Below are 22,384 nucleotides of genomic sequence, written 5' to 3'. Positions count from 1 at the left end.
TGATTGCTGTCTTCAATTGAAGGGGATCTGGGTGCTGCAGTTCGACGGCTGGTGTCTGTCTGTCGACCATCCGGTCGGGGATCACTTCTGTCGAGTGATGACCGGACAGGCCGCAAACCTTCCGGCAGGAATTGGCGCTACGGCGGCGATCGTCCCCGGCCACTATGCCTCCGAAGAGCATGTGGCGCGCGCGCTCGCCCGCCTAGGAAAGCCAGCCGCGGCTGCACTGATTCAAGGCAAGCTGCCAACAACCAAGGCGATCCGATCAGGAGATCTTGGAGAGATTTTCGCGACGGAATGGATCAATCGCTATAGCGGCTATCGCGCTCACATTAAACGCCTGCGTTGGAAAGATCATCGCAACATGGCGATGCGTGGGGACGATGTCATTGGTATCTCTCAAGACCAAAATACGCACAGACTCTATTTTTTGAAGACGGAGGCGAAGAGCCGAGTAGCGCTTACGGCCCAAGTTCTCGCCGAAGCTCGGGCCGGTCTCGAGAAGGACGGCGGACTCCCGTCCGCACACGCGCTGTCGTTCATATCGGAACGACTCCTCGAGATACATAACCCGCTCGCCGACGCACTCGATGACGCGATGCTCAAGCACGGCATCCCGACGCAGAACGTCCGGCATCTGCTATTCACTTTTTCGGGCAATGCGCCTGACGCTCTGCTAGTTGCGGCGCTGCAGGCCTATCCGGGACCGATTACACAATGGGCTGTTGGGCTGAGGGTGGACGGTCATGCCGCGTTCGTTGGCGCCGTCTATGATCGAGTGATTGCCGATGCCAACAACGCCTGACGCAATCGCTGCCGCCATCGAAGAAGCCGCGTCTGCGGGTTTTCGCGGACGCTTGATCGCACGAGGACAAGCGCGCGCGATCATTTGGCGCGACGGTGCGCTTCCACCGGATGCCCCTAATTTCGCGCCGCAACTTAGTTACGACCTGCACTCTTATGGCTATGCGCTTTTGGGTCTCGGTCTTCGTCTCCGCGAGCTCGGCGGTGATGCCGGCCAGGCGCGAATTGCATTCGAGCAAGCCGCCACCGCTCTTGAGGCCGTAATCGCAAAAGGCAGTCGAAATGAAGTCGATCGCGACTTTCACTTCGTCATGGCCGCGGTGAGTTATCACCTTGCACACCTGTCCGCGCGCGCTTACTCACTTCTGTCGATCGTTGAAGCCGATGAGAACTTCTCCCGGGTGGAGCGTGTGCTCGCTCAACTGATGCGGAGAAATTACAACGCTGTGCGGGCAAGTGTTCTCGACTACCGAGCCTCGGGTGAAGGTAGTGATGCTCGGATTGCCGCCGCCGTACAGATTGGTCTCGATCAGGCGGCGGGGGCGGCGGATCCGATTCAAGGTAGCAACGACTTTCTTTTCGAGGGCCTCGACACCGCACTCACAGATACCTTTGTTGCAGCCATGTCCCTTTTTCTTGTGGGTCTGGATCGCGGCGAACGGCCGTTCGTCGACCAAGCGCTTGAACGCCTAAGAGCAAGCCTTGCGATATGCAGCGAGTTGAACATGCTGCCACAATGGTGGGCGCATCGCGTTGCGATCCACTTGCTGTCTGATCTGTGGTCCAACACCTTTCACGAGAGAGTGCCGCTCCAACCTGCGGGGGGCGAGGCGATCGAATGGATTCGACTTCGAGATCTGTTCATCGCGCTGCTTCAACGGCGTCCTAGAGCTGAAGTCGATCTGTGGCCTTCTCAGATCGAAGCGGCATCGCGAGCTGTCGACCAGGCCGATGACCTAGTGGTCTCGCTGCCTACGAGTGCTGGTAAAACGCGCATTGCCGAACTATGCATACTGCGCTGCATTGCCGGTGGCAAACGGGTGATGTTCATTACTCCACTCAGGGCGCTCTCGGCCCAGACCGAAACTACGCTGCAGAAAACTTTCGGTCCACTCGGCAAACGAATCTCCGCACTCTACGGCAGTATCGGAGTCAGTGGTTTCGACGAGGACGCAATACGTGAGCGTGACATCGTAGTAGCCACGCCAGAAAAGCTCGATTTCGCGCTGCGAAATGACTCGTCTCTTCTCAACGATGTCGGCCTTCTCGTGTTTGACGAAGGACACATGATTGGACCGAATGAACGCGAGGTCCGCTACGAAGTACAGATCCAGCGACTCCTTCGCCGAGCCGATGCGCACGAGCGGCGCATTGTTTGCCTCTCAGCGATTTTGCCCGACGGCGACCAACTTGATGACTTTGCCGCATGGCTGAGGCGTGATCATCCCGGCGGGGTAATCAAGAATGATTGGCGCCCCACACGGTTGCGTTTTGGCGAAGTGGTGTGGGCATCACCCGCAGCGCGGCTCAACCTTCGTGTTGGTGAAGAACGTCCGTGGGTACAACGCTTCCTAACTGGATTCGTACCACCGAATCGGGTTCAGCCAAAGCGTCGTCGTACTAGGCTCTTCCCGGATAGTCCGCGCGAACTCTGCCTGGCTACTGCTTGGAGACTCGTGGAAGACGGACAGACCGTTCTGATCTTTTGTCCGGAGCGGCGAAGCGTTGAACCCTTCGCCGACGTGGTCGTCGATCTTCATGAGCGAGGTGCGCTGCGTTCTTTGCTCGAAGCCAATCCTGTTGTTCTTGATACTGCAATCGCACTTGGTGCGGAATGGCTCGGCCCGCACAGTGCACTCCTCAAGTGCCTGCGCCTCGGCGTCGCTTTGCATCACGGCGCGTTGCCAACGGCCTACCGAAAGGAGGTCGAGCGCCTTCTGCGCGAAAACGTACTCAAAGTGACCATTTCGTCGCCAACTCTTGCGCAAGGACTTAACCTGTCAGCGACAGCCGTTGTGATGCATTCCCTACACCGCAGTGGCGAGAGAATCGAAGTCTCCGAATTCAAGAATGTCATCGGACGGGCAGGTCGTGCCTACGTTGATGTCGAGGGTTTGGTTCTGTTCCCAATGTTTGACGATATAGCGAAGAAGCGCCGTCACTGGGAAGCACTCATCGCCGATCTCGGCGCGCGCGAGATGGAAAGCGGCTTAGTGCGTCTGGTCGCAGCGCTGCTAACCCGCATGCGCGCTCAAGTCGGCGGTGACCTCGATCAGCTTATCGACTATGTTGCCAACACCGCTATGGCTTGGACGTTCCCAGAAGTCGCCAACGAAAAAGCGGAAGAGCGGGAACGGGCGCGTGCCGATTGGGAGCGGCATGTCGCGACTCTTGACACGGCCATCCTCAGCCTCATCGGTGAAAAAGACGTTCCTGATGATGGAGTCGAGGGTGCGTTGGATGACATCCTTCAGTCATCTCTCTGGAATCGGCGCTTGCTTCGTCAGAACGAGACAGTTCAACGAGTGCTCAAGGCGGGGATTGTTTCGCGCAGTCGACTGATCTGGAGCCAGTCTACCGCACAGCGCCGGCGCGGCTACTTCTTGGCGGGTGTTGGCTTGGCCACCGGTCATGCCCTTGACGCAATGGCGGACGCAGCTAACCTTCTTTTGGTTCAGGCAAATGGCGCGATTCTGGCGGGCGACACGACAGCCGCTATCAACGCAATCACGATGATTGCCGAGCGCGTATTTAATGTGTACCCGTTCGAGTCTGACCCCATGCCTCTCAATTGGAGGGACATTTTGCGCAGTTGGCTTCTTGGCGAGCCGCTCGCCGTCGTAGCCGCTGGTCAGGAATCAGATGCGTTGCAGTTCGTCGAGGGCGGTTTGGTATATCGCCTTCCATGGGCGATGGAGGCCATCCGCGTTCGCGCTGAGGCGAACGGCGACATCGTTGGTGACTCGCAAATCGCAGACTTCGAATTGTCCCTCGCTGCTACCGCCGTCGAAACCGGAACGTTGAATCGTTCTGCTTCGATACTCATCCAAGCCGGATTCAACTCGAGGCTCGCAGCAATCAAGGTTGTTACGGATACTGGCGCGACGTTTCAGACAGGTCAGGAACTTCGGCAATGGCTAAGCTCGGAGATTGTCATTGCGCTGAGTGCTCAACCCGATTGGCCCACTGCCGAAACCAAAGCGATGTGGGCCGAGTTCATTTCGAGCTTCGCGCCCCGCGAAAACCGTACATGGGCAGATCGCCGTTATTCGGAGCCTGTGGCATGGTTCGCCGCGCCGCCGCCTGCGGGAACACCCGTGCAGATCCACGATTGGGCGGGTCGATCGCGCGTGCTTTCACCCGATGGAACTCCTCTTGGCACGATGGTGGCTGCGCTCAATCTGCGGAGAGCGGGCTTGGTACGTGCGCATGTGGCTCAAGACACCATCCGAATCGATATCTCGTATCTAGGCCCCAACGACCTGTTCGGCACCTGATCGACGGAGCCGAGTAGGCAGCCAAAATCACGGACTTCGCTATGGCGCGACCACGAAACTGGCAATCGCTGATAAAGCCGAGATCCAGTCAGGAAGAGCAGAAACGGATCGAGCGAGATGTCTTTGATCGGTTCTGCGTAGCATCGGGATTGGCGTACCTACCTGGCTCTCTTCGACAGCCGTCCCCGCCGGCGCCGGATATCTTGGTCACGATTGAAGGGATGGGCGAGGTCTGCTTCGAGCTGACGGACATCTCTCCGGAGGCTGAGATCCGCCGACGGAACGTTCTGCATCGAACTTCAGACGCTTTCCTCGAATGCTTGGACGAATTGCCGGCCGAGACGCAACGCATATTCGATGCGAAGTATTCGAATGCAGTCATTTTTCCATCGATGGTCGGGTTGAGAGGTGATCGCGATCTGCGCAGGCGTGCTCCGGATGTTCTTCGTACGTTGCTCTCCTTGCCGGACGGATTCGAAGGGTCAGTGGCGGAGGCGGGAATAGATTTGCCGCCGGCGACGATCTCTTTGTGCGTCTATCGCACGGACCACACCCAGGGGCCTGCGTTCAGCTCGATAGGTGCATCATTCCTTCCGCGCCTCAACATTGCTGCGCTGTCGAACAAGTTCTCAAAGACATACGCTGTTTCCGGTCGATGCGAATTACTTGCATGGATCGGAGATGGAGGGATATTTCACGAGGAGGACAAAAACGAGATTCCGGCGGTGATTGCTTCAGCAATTGGTAACTCGCCATTTGATCGCGTCTGGTTGTATGAGCCGGCCTCGGGATACGTTCAGTGTTTCGCGCGGGAGTGAGATGAGAAAGCATCAGAGCTTTCGCAACTGGCATTGCTCACCGCGCCCTCAGCGCCGAACGCGAGCTAGAAGTGGCCGCACCGAGCATTCGTCGACTGTCCCGAAGGTCCTTCTTATTCACGGGTCGGTCGAAGCAGATAGAGGGGCGAGCGAACACTGTCGCTCGATGCGGTGCTGAAACCGCCGCCGTCACTGGCTTCTATTCCTGACGCAGAGGATGTGCCAGGAGCAATACAGCATAGAGCTATCCTCAATAATCATCTGCAATGTCCTTTCTACAGCGGCAAGACTCCGTCGTGAGGTGTGACGAACGCACTCGCCGAAATTCGCTGAGGCAAGGCACTGAGCTCGCAGTCGGCACCACGCTCGCGAAGTTCTGAACGTCTCTGAGTAATCTTTAATCCAGAGTTATTCCGGTCACTTTATACCTTCCTTGGTCAAGCACTTAGACCGGAACGCGCGCAGCTTTCTTGGCCGATCCGGCCGCCCTACTCGTTGATTTAGTCCGGGCGTCACTGGTTGTTCTAGCCGGGCCGAGCGAGGCCTTTCTGTTCGTTCTGTCCAGCTGGTGGGCAAATAACGGCGAAGTTTAAAAGGCCGCCCTACACGTAGAGAACCGCCCCTTTCGGGGTCAGCAGCAGAGTTCTCAATGGCAAGCAGCAAACGGAAGATCGATGAGTGGCAGGCTGCAGCCGCGGCGCTCAAGCTGGGCATCGCCTCCAAAGAGCAGATGGCGCTCGTGTACATCATGCTCGACGAATGGGCGTCTCATACAGCCGCACAACCAGCCTCAGAGTCATTTATGACTGCGGAGGAGTGGGAAATCCGACGGACAAACATCAACGCCCATTTGGATCGTCCAGCTATCAGCATTGCCGAAAAGGGCGTTGGGCTCCCCACAGATCTGTACCAAAGCGCAACGTTCTCGGCACTCAAACCGAAGGCGGCCGTTCGGCAATCGCTGAGTCGACGATCGTCTGAAACCGGCGACTTTGTTCGACTCGAGGCCGGCTATCGCGGAGCCCTGACCCTCCGCGGTCCGTTGCTCACTCAAGTGCATCTTTCGGTTCTGATCGGCCTGTTCGAACTCGCGAAGGGGCGCAAGACGAATGAATGGGTGGAGTTGCGCCCGCGGAGGTTCGCTCGAGAGATCCTTGGTTGGGGGGACAACACTCGCTCGGGGGCAGTCGCAGCGAGCGCACTGAAAGATCTGGTGGGGACTGAGATCACGCGCTGTTGGGGATTCGATGCGAGGCCGACCACGGCGCGCATCCTGGAGTTTTGCGAGGTGCAAGACGACGGTAGCCTGCGGGTAAAGTTCCATGACACCGTGCTCCAGTTGTCTCGCGGACGTCTGACCTTCCTTTCAGCCAAGCAGCGGAGCCAGTGCAAACTTGGACTCGAATCCTGGTTGGCCGTCTTCGTGATGTCGAGCGATTGTCACCCGCACGACAGCTTCCGTAAGAACGGCGGATACACTGTGCAATGGTTCCGTCGGTTGAGCGGAACGCCCGACTCGGTGAACAGGTATGAGTTCACGCGCGATCTCAAGGCCGCTCTCAACAAGCTGAAGCAACTGTCGATCATTGAGCAGTTTCGGATCAAGAGAACGGGCGACGTCTACATCTGGAAGAAGGCGCCACGCGCATCAAGATCCACGCTGCAAAAGGCTACGCCATGACTCTCGGGTATGACTGTGGCGGCGATGCGCGCTGCTGCGGCAACGTATCGTGAGTTCCTTCGTCGCGCGATTTCCTTCGCGCTTAACCATCAGCCGTAATCGTGGCGATGGCGGTTTTCATGATCATCTGAACATCCCGTGATCGTGACGATAGCGCGCCGCGGAGGAATACGACTTCACCGTCGTGAGACGCGATCGTGCCTCGAAGGCAAATGCCGCTCACGAGGTAAATGGCTGAGTTCGGACGGCCCGTAAGATCGTTGAGGAATTGTTCTTCGGTAATCTTCGTTTTCATTTTTTTGGATCCGCAGTTGTGATGCCGGTGTGGCTGTGGCGTATAGCTACCTGCTCAAAACTTCGGACCGCGCACTGGATCTGGAACTGGCGACAAGCGAAAAGAGCACAAGAAGTTCGAATCGATGTGCCCGCCATCGATCGGGATGACATGGCCAAGTCATATGTGCCTTTGAGCGAAGCGTCTGGGCAATCTCCGAAAATTTCGTAGAGTCGTCGCGTTATGGCGAAATGGGCCTTGTCAGTCTGATGATTCGCCCAGATAGTGGTTAAAGGAGTGCCGAGATGTTCGGCGACAACAAAGGGGACTAGATGTCCGACCCGAATGACAGCTTTTCGAGCGCGTGCGATTGGTCGAACGCGTGGGGAACAACGTGCGATGTGCAGCTCAGTGCCGAGGCAGGCAGTGCGTGGCCTGCGTCATGTCTGACTTCCGAGACGTGGGGCTCAATCGGTAGCGACTAGAGCCACTGATCTTCAAGACAGCAAGCGAAGGCCCTCATTGGAGAGCCTTCGCGTTTCTACCGATCTACTTCATGGGCATATATGACGTCGAGTTCCCCCAGCATTTCTCCAGAGGACATTGATCTGATCATCCAGCACGGTATTCCCCTGGAGATCAGGCCAGAGTTTGTGCGCGTCGAGAGGGACGGCTCCCTAGAATTTTCGGAGCGAGGTCGTTCCGTGTATAGATATGCATGCTTCATGAGTGCATTGGCCCCTGACGAGGAGATGGCACGCGTGCACGATCTGGAGGGGTTGCGCGGGCTGTCACTCAAAGTCAAGCGGGTGCGCATGTTTCTGGACGCGGACGCGTTGGAACGTGCCCGACAAGGCGGTCGCGTTCCGGTCAAGGCCCGCGCCGTTGTGCAGGCAGTTTCGAACGGCACCTTCGTTGACCTCCGCGAAGCCGTCGCGAGTCGACTATTGGCTGAGGCCGCCGGTCCGAACGTGATACCTGTCTGTTTCAGGAAACTGCGCGGTCCGTGAATTTCCTGCCGGCCTTCCGTGGGCCTCGCCGCGGGTAAGAATTTTCCTGTCGAGGACATGCACGGCGCATTCTCTAACCGTGATGATCAAGTTGATGGAAGAACAAAGAGCCAACCATGGCCGATGTGCAATGAAAACCCCTGCTGTTCGCAGGGGTGGAATGGTCAATGAGAGGTCTGTCGGTACGGACGCGGGTCGAGCGCATCCTTGGCGTTAAGGCTTGCGCGTCGGGCGTCGAATGCGAACGCTTCACCTAACAAAGCGCGGAGTGTCATTGCTTGGAGCTTGTGTCGATCTCTCTTGCCCTCGCAACACCATTGCATTTGCCATGGAATCTCTCGCTCTGACGCATACTCAAGCTTGAGTCCAGCATCGTGTCGAGGCAGCGCCGGCGGCACATGGTCGAACATCTCCGCGGGCACGTCTTTGCCTTGTGCCCGCAAAAGCCCAGCGAACGAATATGAGGCGTGAGCCTTGCCTCCGGACGCGAAGATCCAGAGGTCCCCGAACGCGACAGCTTTTCGAAGTGCCTTACGTGACTCGAATGCTCCGACAAGTCTCTGATCGCGGATGAAGCGCCCGAGTCCAATATCGAGTGACTTGTATAAATTGTGAGTGAAAATGAAGCGCGTGCTCTCCTTGGGAAAGAGGGCGTCCAGCATGTCGATCATCTGCAGTCCCTATGTTGAGGTGGCCTGCAACGTGTAGCGAAGTATGGAAATGGATCTGCCGAAAGCTCCCTATGTGGAAAGTCACTGCTTCTGCAGATCGCCAAGCGCCGCGTCAGTCGAATCGACGCGCCCTTAGGAATCGCTGGTGGGCCGCGAGATTATCGCGAAAAACTTCAGAGTGATTGATGACCGCGAGACTCGAACAGGAACTAAGGATTCTCTCTTGGACCAGAGTGAGAATGCCGGATACGCTGGAGAAGAAGCCTGAGGTTGGTTTGGTCCGTCGAATACGTTGCCCTGAGAGTGCCTCATGAAAGACGAACGAATGCCCACTGAAGACCTCGAGCTGATTCTGCAGCGAGGATGCTTTGAGTCAGACGACCAACGTTACTGCGTCAGCGATGGCAATGGCGTGCTGCGTATCCTTCCGCGCGGCCGTAGACTGCTAAGAGTTTCGCTGTTGATGCATTTCTGCGATCCGTCACCAGCAGATTGCGTTACGAGCGTCGAGTCGTTGCGAGCGTGCGCAATGACCATCAAGCAGGTGAGAGTCTGGCGCGCAATGGATGCGGCGTTTAAGGTACGAACCGGCAGAATTCCAGATGATGCAATCGAACTCGCCCATGCGGCAGCCGAAGGCTCAATGGCAGACCTCCATCGCGCGACGGAGCGCCGCATGCGGAAGTGCGTCAGGCAGCCTGCGAATGTCGTGTTTGCCAATTTCCAGTGTAGGCACGTGGAGGATGGCGAAATGGCCGCCGGCCGTTCCGCGCGGGGTGAACTATAGAACTCGTGCGACGGCGTGCAAAAAAAAACTTTCGATGTGTAGCAACTCAAAAGTCGTCGACATTCGGCCAATGATGGCGAGCAGCAGACCGAACGTCGAATAAAAGGGAGCCCGCCTAGGCGGGCTCCTTGAATAGACCTTGACCTCGCTAAAAGGTTGAATCGTCTTGGCGTCCTCGCACGCGCTCACTCTCCTGACTCTTCCTTTTCCTTCCGAGCTAGGTGTTCTGTAACAAGTCTGTCGAGCTCAGCGCCTTCATCGTATTCTGGAATTCCGTTTTCGGCATCAATCTCGATCCTAGCCAGACGGGAGCTCAACGTGCAGAGCGCAGCGCGAAGTGCGTGCAAGACGTCCCCGACGGCTTCAGTGTGTTGGGGCCAATGCACTTCGTCGAGCCGATCGAGAGCTCCAATTGCATCTCGTTGAGCGCGGCGAGCTTCTCGAATAACACGATCTAGCGCGGTAGTTTGCATGGTGTCTTGAATCGTCATACGTATGTCCTCTTGGATGGGAACTACGTATAGGCACTCACCCTCGACGAGCCGACGGATCAACCTCGGACGCCATCTCTGGGATTTTTCGCCACTTGCTATACGCCAGTAAGAGCCGCTTCGCGGCGTGGTCGACACACACCCTTGCAATGGCGCATTGCGCGCGAGAAGAGAAGAGGAAGGCCGGTAAAACTCGCGCTTTCCGTGACCACACACACGAATGGCACTCGACCACAGATGACCAATTGATTGTTGTGAAACGGGAAATCCGCAATGAAACGAAAATACCTGAAGGTCGCCGTAGCACCTGAGATGTACGCGACGCTCACGCGCACAGCAGATCAGCGCGGACTTACGCTCGCGAGCCTTGTTCGTGCGGAACTCGAGCAGGGACGAGCACCGCTCGCGATTGAGGCGCTGGGCAGTCGTCTCGATCGCCTTGAATCGCTGCTCGCGAAAACTCATGCGCATGACATCTCTGCTCATGAGCGTCTCGTTACAGAGGTTCTGCTGCTAGTCCGGGAGCTCGCCTGCGAGCGCAATGCGCAAGTCCTCGCACGCGTGCGCCAGCAGTTGAACGCGCGTTTCGGAAAGAGCGAGTCATGAGCCACGATCCCGTTCTCAACGCGATCAGCCTACTCGTATACCGCGCTGTCATCTTCTTGAGCACGGCGTTGATGCTGACGGTCATTCTTTGGGTGTGGCTCATTCTTGGCTGGCTCGATCAGCCGATTGCGGACCTACCGGCGTACACCGCTGCGGCTTTCGCGCCGGATGACAATCTGGCCACAAGCATCGTGGCTGGAATGTGTGCGGTCATTGCTTCCTTGATCATGACCGTCGTCTGCTTGCTTGCCGACAAATGGTACCGGCGACCGGCCGCAATTCGGTTGCGTGGATCGCGTCTGGTTGACGCTCGTGGGTGGAGGCGGCGGTGGTGAGCTGGGATCGCGGAACACGCCCTCGTTTGCTCACGATCGGCGACATCGAAGTTCCGTTCGAGGTAGAGCCGCATCATTTTCTGCCGATCGGGTCCACGGGAACAGGCAAAACGATCACGATCGACGAGATGTTATGCACGGTGATTGACCGTGGGGATCGCGTGATCGTCTGCGACCCAAATGGTCACCATCTATCCAAATTCTATCGTGACGGTGATGCGGTGATGAACGCATTTGACCGGCGCTCACTCGGTTGGTCGATATTCAACGAGGTACGCAAAGACTTCGACTGCGACCGACTCGCGCGCAGCATCGTCCCGGAGGGGCGTGGGCCTGATGCGCAATGGCATCACTACGCGCAAGTGCTCCTGAGCGAAGTATTGCGTGCGCTTCTGATGAAAGGGGAGTGCACCACGGAGGCATTGATGCACTTCGCAGGAACCGCTACACGAACGGAGCTCGAGCAGTTGCTTGCTGGTTCTCCCGCCATGGGCTTATTTGACACGGATGCGGCTCGCGCGCTCGCGTCGACAAGATTCATTCTTACCACGCATTTGAATGCGCACAAGTACGTGCCGCAGGGCGCGTTCTCGTTGCGGGACTGGCTGGAGGCGGGCACAGGCAACCTCTATCTGACTTGGCGTGAAGACATGCACGCCGCCCTCAAACCATTGATCACCACATGGGTAGAGATCCTCGCGAACGCGATGCTCTCCTTAACTCCACATAGCTCGCGTCGGCTTTGGCTTGTGCTCGACGAGTTAGGCGCCCTCGGTCGCTTAGGGTCGCTCGAGGCTGTGTTAACACGTGGCCGCAAGTACGGCGTGTGTGTTGTCGCGGGATTGCAGAGCACTGCACAGCTTGATCGACTCTACGGTCGAGACAGTAGCGTCGTTCTTCGCAGCTGCTTTAGAAATACCCTCGTCCTCGGTGTCGCTCGTAGCGATCCGGATACAGCTGACATGCTCTCTCGTTCACTTGGCGAGCAGGAGGTCGAGCGCGAGCAGCTCTCGGTAAGCGAAGGTCCGGCTGGCATCACGCACAGCGTGACAAGCGTTCGGAGCTTCGAACGCGTCGTGATGAGCTCGGAACTAAACGAGCTTCCGGATCTGACGGGCTTTCTCGCGCTGGCGGGCGAGAGGCCGGTAGCTGTGATCCAGCTCACTCCTTACGAGCTGCCAAAGATCACAGCCGGCATCGAGGAATGACGTGCTCACGATCGCGAAGGTCGGTGTCGGTGCTTCCGCTGCTTCTTACTACGAGGGTGCCGATGACTATTACAGTTCCGGTCGGCCACCCTCGTCTTGGTTCGGAGCGGGGGCGGCGCAGCTGGGTCTCGCAGGGGATGTGAATCCGGAGAGTTTTGGTCAGTTACTCGCTGGTCAGCTCCCGAACGGAGAGAAGATTCACAATGCGGCTGCGGGGCGCCGCGGCGGATCCGATTTGACCTTTAGTGCTCCGAAAAGCGTCTCCCTCGCGGTTTTGGTCGGAAAAGACTCGCGGCTCATCGATGCCCATGAGTGCGCGGTGCGAGCAACGTTGGAATATGCACAGGAACTGGCCGCGTATCGAGTCACGGATCACGGTGTGACACGGACCGAGAGGAGTCGCGCACTTGCGGTCGCTATGTTCCGACACGATCTTTCAAGAGATGAGGATCCGCAGCTGCACACGCACGCTGTGGTTCTGAATGTGACACCGCGCGCTGATGGTGCGTGGCGAGCACTGGATCACAGTGAGTTCTATCGTCAACAGAGACTCATGGGTGCGTTGTATCGGTCCGATCTCGCACTCCGCGTCAAAGAGCTGGGCTACGACATACGAGTGACTAACGGCGACGGTCGTTGGGAATTGGCCCACATAAGAGATGAACAGATCGCAGCGTTCAGCAACCGCAGCGCCGCAATCGAGAACGCGTTGGCAAAGCTAGGCAAGACCCGGGCGAGCGCGACGGCGAAAGAGAAGGAAGCCGTAGCCCTTGCAACTCGCGTAGCCAAAACCGAGGTCGTTCGGGGCGTTCTCCATCAACGCTGGGCAGAACGCAGTCGTGAACTTGGGATCGACTATGCAGAGATGCATAGAGCTACGCCGAGTTCGGCGCCGAACCGGATGGAACGCAAGCAAGCGGCTGAGCATGCAGTGCGGTATGCGATTGAACACACGACCGAGCGCGAGGCGATCGTGACAGAGCCGCAGCTTGTGCGTGCGGCCCTCGAGCGTGGCATGGGTTCAACGAACCTCATCGAGATTCGCAGCGCGCTGCAATCCGCCGTGGACAGTGGAGAAGTTTTGAAGGACCAGGGACGGTATACGACGCCTGCGGCACAACGAATGGAGCGCGAACTATTGGAACTGAATCTGCGCGGTCGCGGTGCTGTCGCGCCGATCGCTCCTGAGCGGACAGTACGACAAACTTTGACTGGCACGCACTTGAATGAAGGGCAGCGTGAGGCAGCGTGCGCGATCCTCACAAGCGACACACGCGTCCTCGCAATTCAAGGCAGCGCCGGCACCGGCAAGACAACCATGCTCACCGAGGCGCGCCAAATTGCCGACGCCAACGGATATCAGATGGTCGGTCTTGCACCTTCCGCCGCCGCTGCACGTGAGCTCGAGTCGGCTGGCGTCAAGTCGCAAACTATCGCGGCCTTTAAGACCAACCGTCAGAAACTCGATGCGAAATCGGTTCTCGTGCTGGACGAAGCAAGCATGGTGTCGACGCGAGATATGAAATACGTGCTCGTAACCGCAGAGGCAGCAAAGGCGCGAGTCGTGCTGGTTGGCGATGTGCAGCAACTCAAAGCCGTGGAGGCAGGGCGGCCTTTCGCACAGCTCCAGGCTGCCGGGATCGCACGCGCAGAGATGACGGAAATTCAGCGTCAACGTGATCCGAACTTGCGGCAAGCCGTTGCGCATGCATCTCAAGGTGACGTCAGAACCTCACTGGCGTTGCTCGACACGCGAATCGTCGAAATCGAAACGGCGTCGAAGCGATACGAATCGATCGCAAGGGACTACGCCCAGCTTCCTGGCGAGCAGCGCGCGAACACGCTCATTGTCGCTGGCACTCGCAGCGCGCGCGATGCGATCAATGATCGAGTGCGTCGGGAGTTGAACTTGCCGGCAGGCGTCACGGTTATCACTCTCGAACGGAAAGATCTGACGGCAGCGCAGGCCCGCAGCTCCGCGCAGTATCAGGCAGGAGATCGGTTGCAGGCGACTAAGCAATACGAGTCGATGGGTTTGAAGCGCGGCGATCTCGCCACGGTAATTCAGGCAGGTGACGGTCGTGTGCTTGTCGAGCGTGAAGACGGTCAGCGTGCGGAATGGCGTCCCGCCCTTCAGCCGAACTTCGTTGCGTATCAGACGCACGAACGTAACGTTTCCGTTGGTGACATTCTGCGATTCACTGCGAACGATCGTGCGCAGGGGTTTATCAATGGTGAGCGCGCGCACGTGATCACGATTGATCGCGATCACTCGATTCTTGGTGTTGTGAAAGAAGACGGATCACTGCTCAGTCTGAACGCGAGTCGCCCCCTTTCGATCGAGCATGGCTATTGCTCGACTGTACATAGCGCACAGGGGAAGACCTGTGATCGTGTGCTTGTGGAGGCGGATACGCGAAGCATGACAAGCAATGAGAGCGCGTACTACGTCGCCATTAGTCGTGCTCGCGACGAGGTGAAAGTTTACACGGACGACCGTGAGATGCTGCCGGAGGCAATGAGTCGAACGCAGGACAAGACGGCCGCACTCGATTTGCAAGCCGAGCGTGCAATGTCACCGGCATAGCGGATTGAGGGGCGGGAGTCCCATGCAGTTAACCGGTGTCGAAACGATGACATTTCGTTAACGGCGCCTTGGTGATCGATGACTTGGAGCCACGGTCTCTGTGGCTATCCGCTCGGAAGGGAAGTGACGAACCGCGCGACCGCAGGTGCGAATTGCGGCTGACACGCGATGTGAGTTCAAGGTGAAGTGCGTTCATGCAAGTCTGAGGACCAAAAAAGCCGGCATGTTGGCTTCCGGTACACGCCCACTGCGTAGCCGAAGGTACTCAGCATGCCAACCTCCGTATTCGAGTCTCGTCGCGAGCAACTGTTTCCCGTGCTCAGCACGATGCAAGTGGAACGGTTGCATGGTCGAGGCCGTGTCTTTCACGTCAGTGCGGGCGAGGAGTTGCTGAGACCCGGTGATCGGCCGGGCAGGCTGTATGTCGTCATGTCTGGTCGAATCGACGTGCTCGCGCCAACGCATGACGGCGAGCGCCTCCTTAGGACCGCTTCTGCAGGCGAATTCACTGGCGAGATCGGAACATTGCTTGGGACAGCAGCGCTCGATCTCCTGCGCGTGCGTGAGAGTGGTGATGTGCTCGTTCTCGAGGAGGCAGACGTTCGACACGTTCTGCAGACAGACGAAGAACTGAGCGAGATTCTGCTGCGGGCGTTCATCCTCAGGCGCGTCGGTCTCGTATCTCTGGAAGAGGGCAGGGTTGCGCTGATCGGTTCGCGCCTATCTGGTGACACTCTTCGACTCAAAGAGTTTCTCACCCGAAACGCTCAGCCGTTCGCTGATTTTGATATCGAAGGCGAATCCGCCGAGACGGGACTGATTGGGCAGCTTCATATGCGTGTCGACGATGTCCCACTGTTGTTGTGCCGCAGTGGGCAGGTTCTGAGGAATCCGTCGAATCACGAAGTGGCGGTCGCACTGGGAATGAACCCTGACATCGAGGCGACGAAGGTGTACGACCTCATTGTCATCGGGGCGGGTCCCGCAGGACTAGCTGCCGCTGTGTATGCGACGACCGAAGGACTTTCCACAGTAGTGGTAGAAACCCTTGCTCCAGGCGGACAAGCGGGTTCGAGCTCGAGAATCGAAAACTACCTCGGCTTTCCCAACGGGATTTCTGGACCCGCGCTCGCCGGCAGGGCGCTTCTTCAATCTCAAAAATTCGGGGCGCTCGTCAGTGTCGCGACGAGCGCTTTACGTATCGATTGTGATCAGCGCCCGTATCGAGTCGCGCTATCCGATGGATCCAGTCTTCGTGCTCACAGTGTCATCGTCGCGACCGGTGCGCAGTATCGACAATTGGCGGTGCCGAATCTAAGCGAATACATCGGCCTCGGCGTGTACTACGCTGCGACACATCTTGAGGCGCGTCTGTGCCAGGACGAGGAGGTTGTGGTTGTCGGCGGCGGAAACTCTGCTGGTCAGGCAGCCATGTTTCTTGCTGCGAGCTGCCGCCATGTGCATATGGTCGTCCGTTCGGACGACCTTGCTGCGAGCATGTCGCAGTATCTGATTCGACGTATCGATGAGACGCCGCGTATCTCCGTGCATCTCGAGACCGAAATCATCGCTATGAACGGAGATCGCCGGCTCGAAGGTATCGTGTGGCGCGATCGGGGCGGGAACAAGCACGAGCGCAGCATCCGCCATGTGTTTCTCATGACAGGTGCCGACCCACGCACCGGCTGGCTGCGAAACTGCCTGGCGCTGGACGATAGGAATTTTGTGCGGACTGGACCGGATCTGATCCAGCAAGATGCCGGAAAGACACTGTGGCGCATGCAACGCGCGCCGCACCTGCTCGAGACCAGTGTGCCGGCCATCTTTGCGGTCGGAGACGTGCGCTCGGGCAGCGTGAAACGAGTCGCGTCAGCCGTTGGCGAAGGATCAATTTGCATACAGTTCGTTCATCAAGTCCTGCCAGAGTCGAAGGCCATCGCTTCCGAAGAACTGCAGCAAGCGGCCGTCAGCTGACTCGTTCCGGCACTGGCTTCGTTCGATCGATCTTCGAGTACCACGGCATGAGAATGAAAAACGCGAAATAGACGACCGTGAAGATGCGCGCGAGATTCGTATAGAGCGTCGTCGCCGGCTGCAGGCCGAGGAACCCGAGCGCGACGAAGCTGATCGCGAACGCGAACAGGAAGGCCTTGAACAGCCAGCCGCGATAGCGAATCGACTTCACCTTCGCGCGGTCGAGCCACGGCAGGAAGAAGAAGGAGACAACCGCAATGCCCATCAACACGACACCGAACAGCTTGTTCGGCACCGCTCGCAAGATCGCGTAGAACGGCGTGAAGTACCACACCGGCGCGATGTGCTCCGGCGTCTGCAGCGGATTTGCAGGCTCGAAGTTCGCGTGCTCGAGGAAGTAGCCGCCCATCTCCGGCGCAAAGAACAAGACACAGGCGAAGATTGCAGCGAACACGATGAAGCCGACGAGATCCTTCACGGTGTAGTACGGATGGAACGGAATACCGTCGACTGGATGACCGTCCGGACCTTTCAGTTTCTTGATCTCAATACCGTCTGGATTGTTCGACCCGACCTCATGCAACGCGAAGATATGCGCGATGACAAGAAACACGAGCGCGAGCGGCAACGCAATCACATGCAGCGCAAAGAAACGATTCAGCGTGATGTCGGAAATGTAGTAGTCGCCGCGAATCCATTCGACGAGCGATTCGCCGATGCCAGGGATCGCACCGAATAACGACACGATCACCTGCGCGCCCCAGTAGGACATGTTGCCCCAGGGCAGCAGGTAGCCGAAGAACGCTTCGGCCATCAAGCACAGATAAATGAGCATGCCGAAAATCCACACGAGCTCGCGTGGGTTCTTGTACGACCCGTACATCAGGCCGCGGAACATGTGCAGGTACACGACGATGAAGAAGGCCGATGCGCCGGTCGAATGCATGTAGCGAATGAGCCAGCCCCATTCGACATCGCGCATGATGTATTCGACGGAGGCAAACGCTTCGGCGGCCGACGGCTTGTAGTTCATCGTCAGGAAGATGCCGGTGACGAGCTGCAGGACCAGGACTGCCAGCGCCATTGCGCCGAAGTAGTACCAGAAGTTGAAGTTCTTCGGCGCGTAGTACTCCGTTGCATGCCGCTGAACGAACTTGCGGACGGGAAGACGCGTGTCGATCCACTCAACAACCTGTTCCAAGTTCGACAGGATGCGGTTCTGCGAGCGGCTCTTTCTAAGGCTCATCATGCTGCCCGTCAGATCGCGGCCCGCGCACGCTCGGCGGTTTCACCTTCTTCCTCGATGATTGCCTTGCGTACACCGGGATCGGCATACATGCGCTCGAGGAATCGGCCTAAGTGTTCGAAGCCTTTCAACTCAACGTTGAGGCGGACTGCCCAGCGCAGCATCACGAATAGATAGGGGTCGGCAATCGATCGCTGATCTACCAGCCAGTCTCGTCCATCGAGGCGCGCATTCAAGATCGCGAGATACTTCCGAACGGTGTCGCGGGCAGCTTCGGCGATCTCGTCTACGCGACTGGCATCCGGAAGGAATCGGGTGGGCGAGAAGATCGGTTTGAATGCGGGATGCAGATCTGAGTTGAGGAGCGACAGCCACCGCATCACCTCCGCTCGACCCTGCGGACTCGGTTCGCCAAGCAAATGCGCAGCAGAGTAACGATCCGCCAAGTACCACAGGATTGCCGCGTTCTGTGTGAGATGGAAATCGCCATCAACGAGTAGCGGCACGGTCCCGGTCGGATTGAGTGCCAGGTACTCGAGTGATCTGATGCCGTTGCGATCCATTCTGATCGTTTCGTACGGCACGTCGATCCATTCGAGAACGATGTGATCGGCGAGCGAACATGCACCTGGGAAGTAGTAAAGCTGCATAAGTTTCTCCGCGGTCTGAATTGCATTTCCGCGGTCGCAGGAAGGACGAGTGGGCTGACGCAGGCACGGGCGTGTCCGGTGCAACGACCCGTCCCGTCCTTCCAGGAGCGGCGCAAGGAGGCAGAGCCTCGAATGATCTCGATACAACCGCTACGCAACCTTCCCACGTGGCTGTGCTGCAGACTCCTTCAGCCAGTCTTCGAATCGCTTTGATCCGATACGAGCGCCAGGACCTGCCACGAGACTCTGGTCATTGAGCTCCGCGCCAAAGTAGCGAGCTCGGGGATCTGCGATTACTTCGCGCTTGTCGCCGGTGGCCTTAAGGACGCGCCGAACCAACTCATCCATTTGAAAGCGTTCCGGACCGCCGACCTCCACTGTGCCGTTGAGCGGCGGGCCCAGTGTGACATCAGCGAGTGCGGCAACGACGTCGGCCGACAGGATGGGCTGGAAGAGGGCGCTCGAAATGCGAACGGACTCTCCACCATCTGCCGACTGTGCGATCCGGCCGATGAACTCGAAGAACTGTGTCGAGCGCAGGATCGAATAGGGGATCTTGGACTCCTTGATCAGATTTTCCTGAGCCACCTTGGCGCGCAGATAGCCGCTCTCTGGTAGGCGATCAGTTCCGACAATCGACAGAGCGACATGATGCTTGACGCCCGTGCGCGCTTCGGCGGCGAGCAAGTTAGTTCCTGATGTCTGGAAGAACTTCAGAACCGCTGCGTCCTCGAAGGATGGCGAGTTGGCGACGTCGACGACGACCTGCGCGCCAGTCAATGCCGCATCGAGGCCTTCGCCCGTGATCGTATTGACGCCTGAATCGGGAGACGCGGCGAGAACATCATGTCCCTTGTCGCGCAGAATACTCACCAGCCTCGATCCAATGAGGCCGCTACCACCAATAACGACGATCTTCATCTGTGTTGCTCCTACTCTGTGTTCGATGAAACTGAAGCGGTATCGCGCTTCGGGCGAACAGCATTCACCGAGACACGGGGGTAGGTCTTGGCACCTGATGCGGCAATTTGGATGCGTAATGCGACGAAGACCGTGGCTTTCGACTCACGGCTCATCGTGGCGAGTCCTCCAGTAGCCGTTTGCGGCGGCGATTGTGGCGAACTCGGTTGCGACAATCTGGCACACCTGGAGCAACAGAGCGGCATCACCGGCGTACACCTCGCGCAAGCGCTCGCGAGTCGCGGCATCTGGCTGCGTAGCCTTGACGACGCGCCGCGCGATCGCAATCGCAAGCTGACGTCCTTCATCGGGTGTCTTCGTCAGGAGTGAATCTCCCGGGATCAGATCAACATTGTGCATCTTAGGTCTCCAACTCAACGCCAGTCAGCGGCGGCAGGTTCTTGATGAAAATTCCATCCACGAAACACCAGCTCCATGTTTCGCCACGCTCCATTGAGGTAACGATGGGATGCGATGTGGCATGAAAGTGCTTCCGAGCGTGACGATTCTTCGAGTCGTCGCAGCATCCCACCTGCCCGCATGTACGGCACACACGCAGATGAACCCAGGTATCGCCGAGTCGAAGGCACTCCTCGCAACCGCGCGAGGTGGGCACATTGGTCTGTACGGCAGCAAAGTGTATGCACGTGTGCTCATGCGTGCCTCGGTAATCGAACTGTGAAGGTACTTCCCAACTCCGGGCCAGCACTGAACGCCTGTACGGTGCCTCGGTGCAACTCGACGATGCGCTTGACGACATTCAGGCCGATTCCTATTCCGCATCTGGACCGCGTCCGTGCTGAATCGGCCTGCACGAACGGATCGAAGATGCGCGGAAGTACCTCAGGTGGGATGCCAATTCCGTGATCGACAACGCGTACGCTGACAACGCCAGGAGTGTCCTCGATGCCGATGACGATCATCCCGTAGGGCTCGCTGAACTTCGTGGCGTTGTCGAGAAGATTGATGAGCACCTGGCTGATCCGCAACGGATCGGCTTCAATCATCACGGGCTCCGGTGGCACCAGCACGACCATCGCGAAATGACCTGCCTCCACCTGAGGGCGGCAGGTCTCCGTTGCGACGTTGACGAGATTCCTGAGGTCGATGAGTTCCTTTCGCAGTTCAGGTTTTCCGGAAGTCAGGTAACCCGCGTCCAGCAGGTCGTCTGAGAGACGAGCGATCCGCAATACCTGCCGATCAATCAATGCGCGAGCTTCTTTCCTGCTTGGTGAAGCGGACTCGTGGGTGTCGAGCACCCGAACGGCTGCCTGGATTGCCGCCAGCGGATTTCGTAGCTCGTGGGCGACGGTGGCGAGGAGGTCGATGCGTGATGGTTCGTGAGAAATCGTTTCCATGGGTTGCTGATCTCGCTGAGAAATATCGTTGGGAGCATCTCGTGTGCAGGATTGCCCGCCCTGCGCATCGTCGTGTGACTGTCCGGCTCCAGAGGCATTGACCCCTCCAGGGAAACTCCGCGCATGAACGGGCGGAAAATGCGCGCTCCCGGATCAGCCCCTCGACGAACTGACATCCCGTCTTCTTCGTGGCGAGGGCGGGCAGTGATCATCGGTTCAAGGAAAGTATCTTGCGGGCGCCGCGCGGGCGTGGAAATTGCGTATGGAAGTCCCGCTTGCGCGTGGCGCCATGAAGAAGTGAGGACGCGAGAGTGAGATCCTCAGCGCGCAGTGTCGATGCGTGTTGCTCGAGCCATGCGTCGAAACGCGTCACTCCGATGATCGCGCCCTCATCGGGCGTCAACGAGTCATTGCTCAGTTCTGCGCCGAAGTAGCGCGCACGCGAGTCTGCGATGACGGCGCGCGGGTCTCCCGAAGCTGCCATGACGTGCCGCACGATGTCATCCAGATGGAAGAGCTCCGGCCCGGCATGTTCGATCATGTCATTGCGAGGTGAAGCGAGCGCGAGGTCGGCGAGCGCCGCAGCCACTTCATCTGCAGCGATTGGCTGGACGAATGCAGGCGAGACGCGCACAGCGGTTCCGTTCAGATGCGGCTCCGGGATGCGTCGCAGGAAATCGAAAAACTGTGTCGAGCGCAGAATGGTGTGGGGTATTGGGGAGTGCCGCACCAGGTCCTCCTGCATCATCTTCGCTCGGAAGTAGGCGCTGTTGAGAAGTCGATCTGTCCCCACGACAGACAGTACGACGTGGTGCTTGACGCGTGCCGCTTCTTCGGTTGCTAGAAGGTTGCGGCTAGACGTTCCAAAGAATTCCATCACCGACTTGCCATCCAGAGTCGGCGAGTTCGTGACGTCGATAACGACTCGCGAACCGTCGATCGCGTTGCTCAACCCTTCGCCTGTCAGCGTGTTGACGCCAGTCTTTCGCGATGCCACCACGACGTCGTGACCACGATGACGCAGGATGTTCACTAGCTTTTCGCCCACGAGCCCGGTGCCGCCGACAACTACGATTCTCATCTTTTCCGATCTCCTTCACTGCAAGCGACTCAGTGGCGCCTTTCAGGTAGTCCATCAGACGCCGTTGCGACGTAAGTTCAGCCAAGATCCATTCAGCGTTCTTGAGCGAGCTGTTGATGGTTTGGACGCGAGCAGCGTCGCAGTTGAGAGCACATGTCCAGCCGCAGTCGTCATAGCGCGGATGGTGGCGTTGGTCATTCAATTCGCATCAAACGCATGCAAGAACATGTGTGCGTCTGGCTCAAGAATGTCGCCAACGAGTCCCCCACGTGCGCCACTCCCCAACCCCAAGTGCAGCACGTGATTTTGGCCGGCGGCGGAACTGCAGCCGGCCGCTTCTTCGACT

At 58.1% G+C, this 22,384-nt stretch carries 21 protein-coding genes; 11 read left to right on the top strand and 10 right to left on the bottom strand.

All coding sequences use genetic code 11. The annotated features are described in order from the left end of the window. Positions 1-31 precede the first annotated feature (31 nt). The 4 genes from VIZ63_RS20495 to VIZ63_RS20480 all read left to right on the top strand — a co-directional run bounded on the left by VIZ63_RS20495 (position 32) and on the right by VIZ63_RS20480 (position 6,800). Positions 32-805, top strand: coding sequence for a Hachiman antiphage defense system protein HamA (locus tag VIZ63_RS20495; RefSeq protein ID WP_331611637.1), 774 nt, complete (start codon positions 32-34; stop codon positions 803-805). Next, the gene (locus VIZ63_RS20490; protein WP_331611636.1) at positions 789-4,301 is read left to right on the top strand and encodes a DEAD/DEAH box helicase; all 3,513 of its coding nucleotides are present in this window, start codon (positions 789-791) and stop codon (positions 4,299-4,301) included. The genes VIZ63_RS20495 and VIZ63_RS20490 overlap by 17 nt, the downstream gene beginning before the upstream one ends. 203 nt (positions 4,302-4,504) lie before the next feature. Then, complete coding sequence (locus tag VIZ63_RS20485; RefSeq protein ID WP_331611635.1) at positions 4,505-5,119, top strand: hypothetical protein; 615 nt, start codon at positions 4,505-4,507, stop codon at positions 5,117-5,119. 649 nt (positions 5,120-5,768) lie between these two features. After that, positions 5,769-6,800 (top strand): hypothetical protein, encoded by a 1,032-nt coding sequence (locus VIZ63_RS20480; protein WP_331611634.1) that lies wholly within the window; start codon positions 5,769-5,771, stop codon positions 6,798-6,800. A gap of 82 nt (positions 6,801-6,882) precedes the next feature. Here VIZ63_RS20480 and VIZ63_RS20475 read toward each other — a convergent pair whose 3' ends face one another. Further along, positions 6,883-7,095: an RNA chaperone Hfq gene (locus VIZ63_RS20475; protein ID WP_331611633.1), complete on the bottom strand. Its 213-nt coding sequence runs from the start codon at positions 7,093-7,095 to the stop codon at positions 6,883-6,885. A gap of 545 nt (positions 7,096-7,640) precedes the next feature. Between VIZ63_RS20475 and VIZ63_RS20470 the strand changes: the two genes are divergently transcribed. Beyond that, positions 7,641-8,084 carry a hypothetical protein gene (locus tag VIZ63_RS20470; protein ID WP_331611632.1) on the top strand — a complete coding sequence of 148 codons (444 nt, stop codon included), beginning with the start codon at positions 7,641-7,643 and terminating at the stop codon, positions 8,082-8,084. Between the two features lie 164 nt (positions 8,085-8,248). Here VIZ63_RS20470 and VIZ63_RS20465 read toward each other — a convergent pair whose 3' ends face one another. Continuing rightward, positions 8,249-8,755 (bottom strand): hypothetical protein, encoded by a 507-nt coding sequence (locus VIZ63_RS20465; protein ID WP_331611631.1) that lies wholly within the window; start codon positions 8,753-8,755, stop codon positions 8,249-8,251. Between the two features lie 310 nt (positions 8,756-9,065). On the opposite strand from VIZ63_RS20465, the gene VIZ63_RS20460 reads away from it, so the two are divergent. Next, positions 9,066-9,542, top strand: coding sequence for a hypothetical protein (locus VIZ63_RS20460; RefSeq protein WP_331611630.1), 477 nt, complete (start codon positions 9,066-9,068; stop codon positions 9,540-9,542). Between the two features lie 185 nt (positions 9,543-9,727). On the opposite strand, the gene VIZ63_RS20455 is transcribed toward VIZ63_RS20460, so the two are convergent. Continuing rightward, positions 9,728-10,033, bottom strand: a complete 306-nt coding sequence (locus VIZ63_RS20455) for a hypothetical protein (RefSeq protein WP_331611629.1) — start codon at positions 10,031-10,033, stop codon at positions 9,728-9,730. 273 nt (positions 10,034-10,306) lie between these two features. Here VIZ63_RS20455 and VIZ63_RS20450 point away from each other — a divergent pair, with 273 nt between their 5' ends. The 5 genes from VIZ63_RS20450 to VIZ63_RS20430 all read left to right on the top strand — a co-directional run bounded on the left by VIZ63_RS20450 (position 10,307) and on the right by VIZ63_RS20430 (position 16,743). Beyond that, complete coding sequence (locus tag VIZ63_RS20450) at positions 10,307-10,639, top strand: hypothetical protein (protein ID WP_331611628.1); 333 nt, start codon at positions 10,307-10,309, stop codon at positions 10,637-10,639. Further along, a complete protein-coding gene (locus tag VIZ63_RS20445; RefSeq protein ID WP_331611627.1) occupies positions 10,636-10,974 on the top strand; it encodes a hypothetical protein in 339 nt (112 codons plus the stop codon). Before VIZ63_RS20450 ends, VIZ63_RS20445 begins: the two co-directional genes overlap by 4 nt. Then, complete coding sequence (locus VIZ63_RS20440; RefSeq protein ID WP_331611626.1) at positions 10,971-12,182, top strand: type IV secretion system DNA-binding domain-containing protein; 1,212 nt, start codon at positions 10,971-10,973, stop codon at positions 12,180-12,182. Before VIZ63_RS20445 ends, VIZ63_RS20440 begins: the two co-directional genes overlap by 4 nt. A gap of 1 nt (position 12,183) precedes the next feature. Next, the gene (gene mobF, locus VIZ63_RS20435; RefSeq protein WP_331611625.1) at positions 12,184-14,769 is read left to right on the top strand and encodes a MobF family relaxase; all 2,586 of its coding nucleotides are present in this window, start codon (positions 12,184-12,186) and stop codon (positions 14,767-14,769) included. 315 nt (positions 14,770-15,084) lie between these two features. Next, positions 15,085-16,743, top strand: a complete 1,659-nt coding sequence (locus VIZ63_RS20430) for an FAD-dependent oxidoreductase (protein WP_331611624.1) — start codon at positions 15,085-15,087, stop codon at positions 16,741-16,743. Here VIZ63_RS20430 and VIZ63_RS20425 read toward each other — a convergent pair. The 7 genes from VIZ63_RS20425 to VIZ63_RS20400 all read right to left on the bottom strand — a co-directional run bounded on the left by VIZ63_RS20425 (position 16,736) and on the right by VIZ63_RS20400 (position 22,038). Then, on the bottom strand, positions 16,736-17,989 hold the full coding sequence (locus VIZ63_RS20425) for a cytochrome b (protein ID WP_331611622.1): 1,254 nt from the start codon (positions 17,987-17,989) through the stop codon (positions 16,736-16,738). The two genes, VIZ63_RS20430 and VIZ63_RS20425, sit on opposite strands and share 8 nt — an antisense overlap. A gap of 11 nt (positions 17,990-18,000) precedes the next feature. Further along, on the bottom strand, positions 18,001-18,639 hold the full coding sequence (locus tag VIZ63_RS20420) for a glutathione S-transferase family protein (RefSeq protein WP_331611621.1): 639 nt from the start codon (positions 18,637-18,639) through the stop codon (positions 18,001-18,003). A 150-nt stretch (positions 18,640-18,789) separates the two neighbouring features. Next, complete coding sequence (locus VIZ63_RS20415) at positions 18,790-19,560, bottom strand: SDR family oxidoreductase (RefSeq protein ID WP_331611620.1); 771 nt, start codon at positions 19,558-19,560, stop codon at positions 18,790-18,792. A gap of 144 nt (positions 19,561-19,704) precedes the next feature. Further along, the gene (locus tag VIZ63_RS25490) at positions 19,705-19,959 is read right to left on the bottom strand and encodes a hexameric tyrosine-coordinated heme protein (protein WP_349261236.1); all 255 of its coding nucleotides are present in this window, start codon (positions 19,957-19,959) and stop codon (positions 19,705-19,707) included. A 1-nt stretch (position 19,960) separates the two neighbouring features. Then, positions 19,961-20,242, bottom strand: a complete 282-nt coding sequence (locus tag VIZ63_RS25485) for a UBP-type zinc finger domain-containing protein (RefSeq protein ID WP_349261239.1) — start codon at positions 20,240-20,242, stop codon at positions 19,961-19,963. Between the two features lie 10 nt (positions 20,243-20,252). Beyond that, complete coding sequence (locus tag VIZ63_RS20405; protein ID WP_331611618.1) at positions 20,253-20,957, bottom strand: HAMP domain-containing sensor histidine kinase; 705 nt, start codon at positions 20,955-20,957, stop codon at positions 20,253-20,255. 208 nt (positions 20,958-21,165) lie between these two features. Next, a complete protein-coding gene (locus VIZ63_RS20400; RefSeq protein WP_331611617.1) occupies positions 21,166-22,038 on the bottom strand; it encodes an SDR family oxidoreductase in 873 nt (290 codons plus the stop codon). Positions 22,039-22,384: the final 346 nt, after the last annotated feature.

The sequence above is a fragment of the Povalibacter sp. genome, from assembly GCF_036520495.1.
Taxonomy (GTDB): domain Bacteria; phylum Pseudomonadota; class Gammaproteobacteria; order Steroidobacterales; family Steroidobacteraceae; genus Steroidobacter.
Note: the sequence above shows the minus strand (reverse complement) of the source record. Positions and strands in the feature narration are given on the sequence as shown.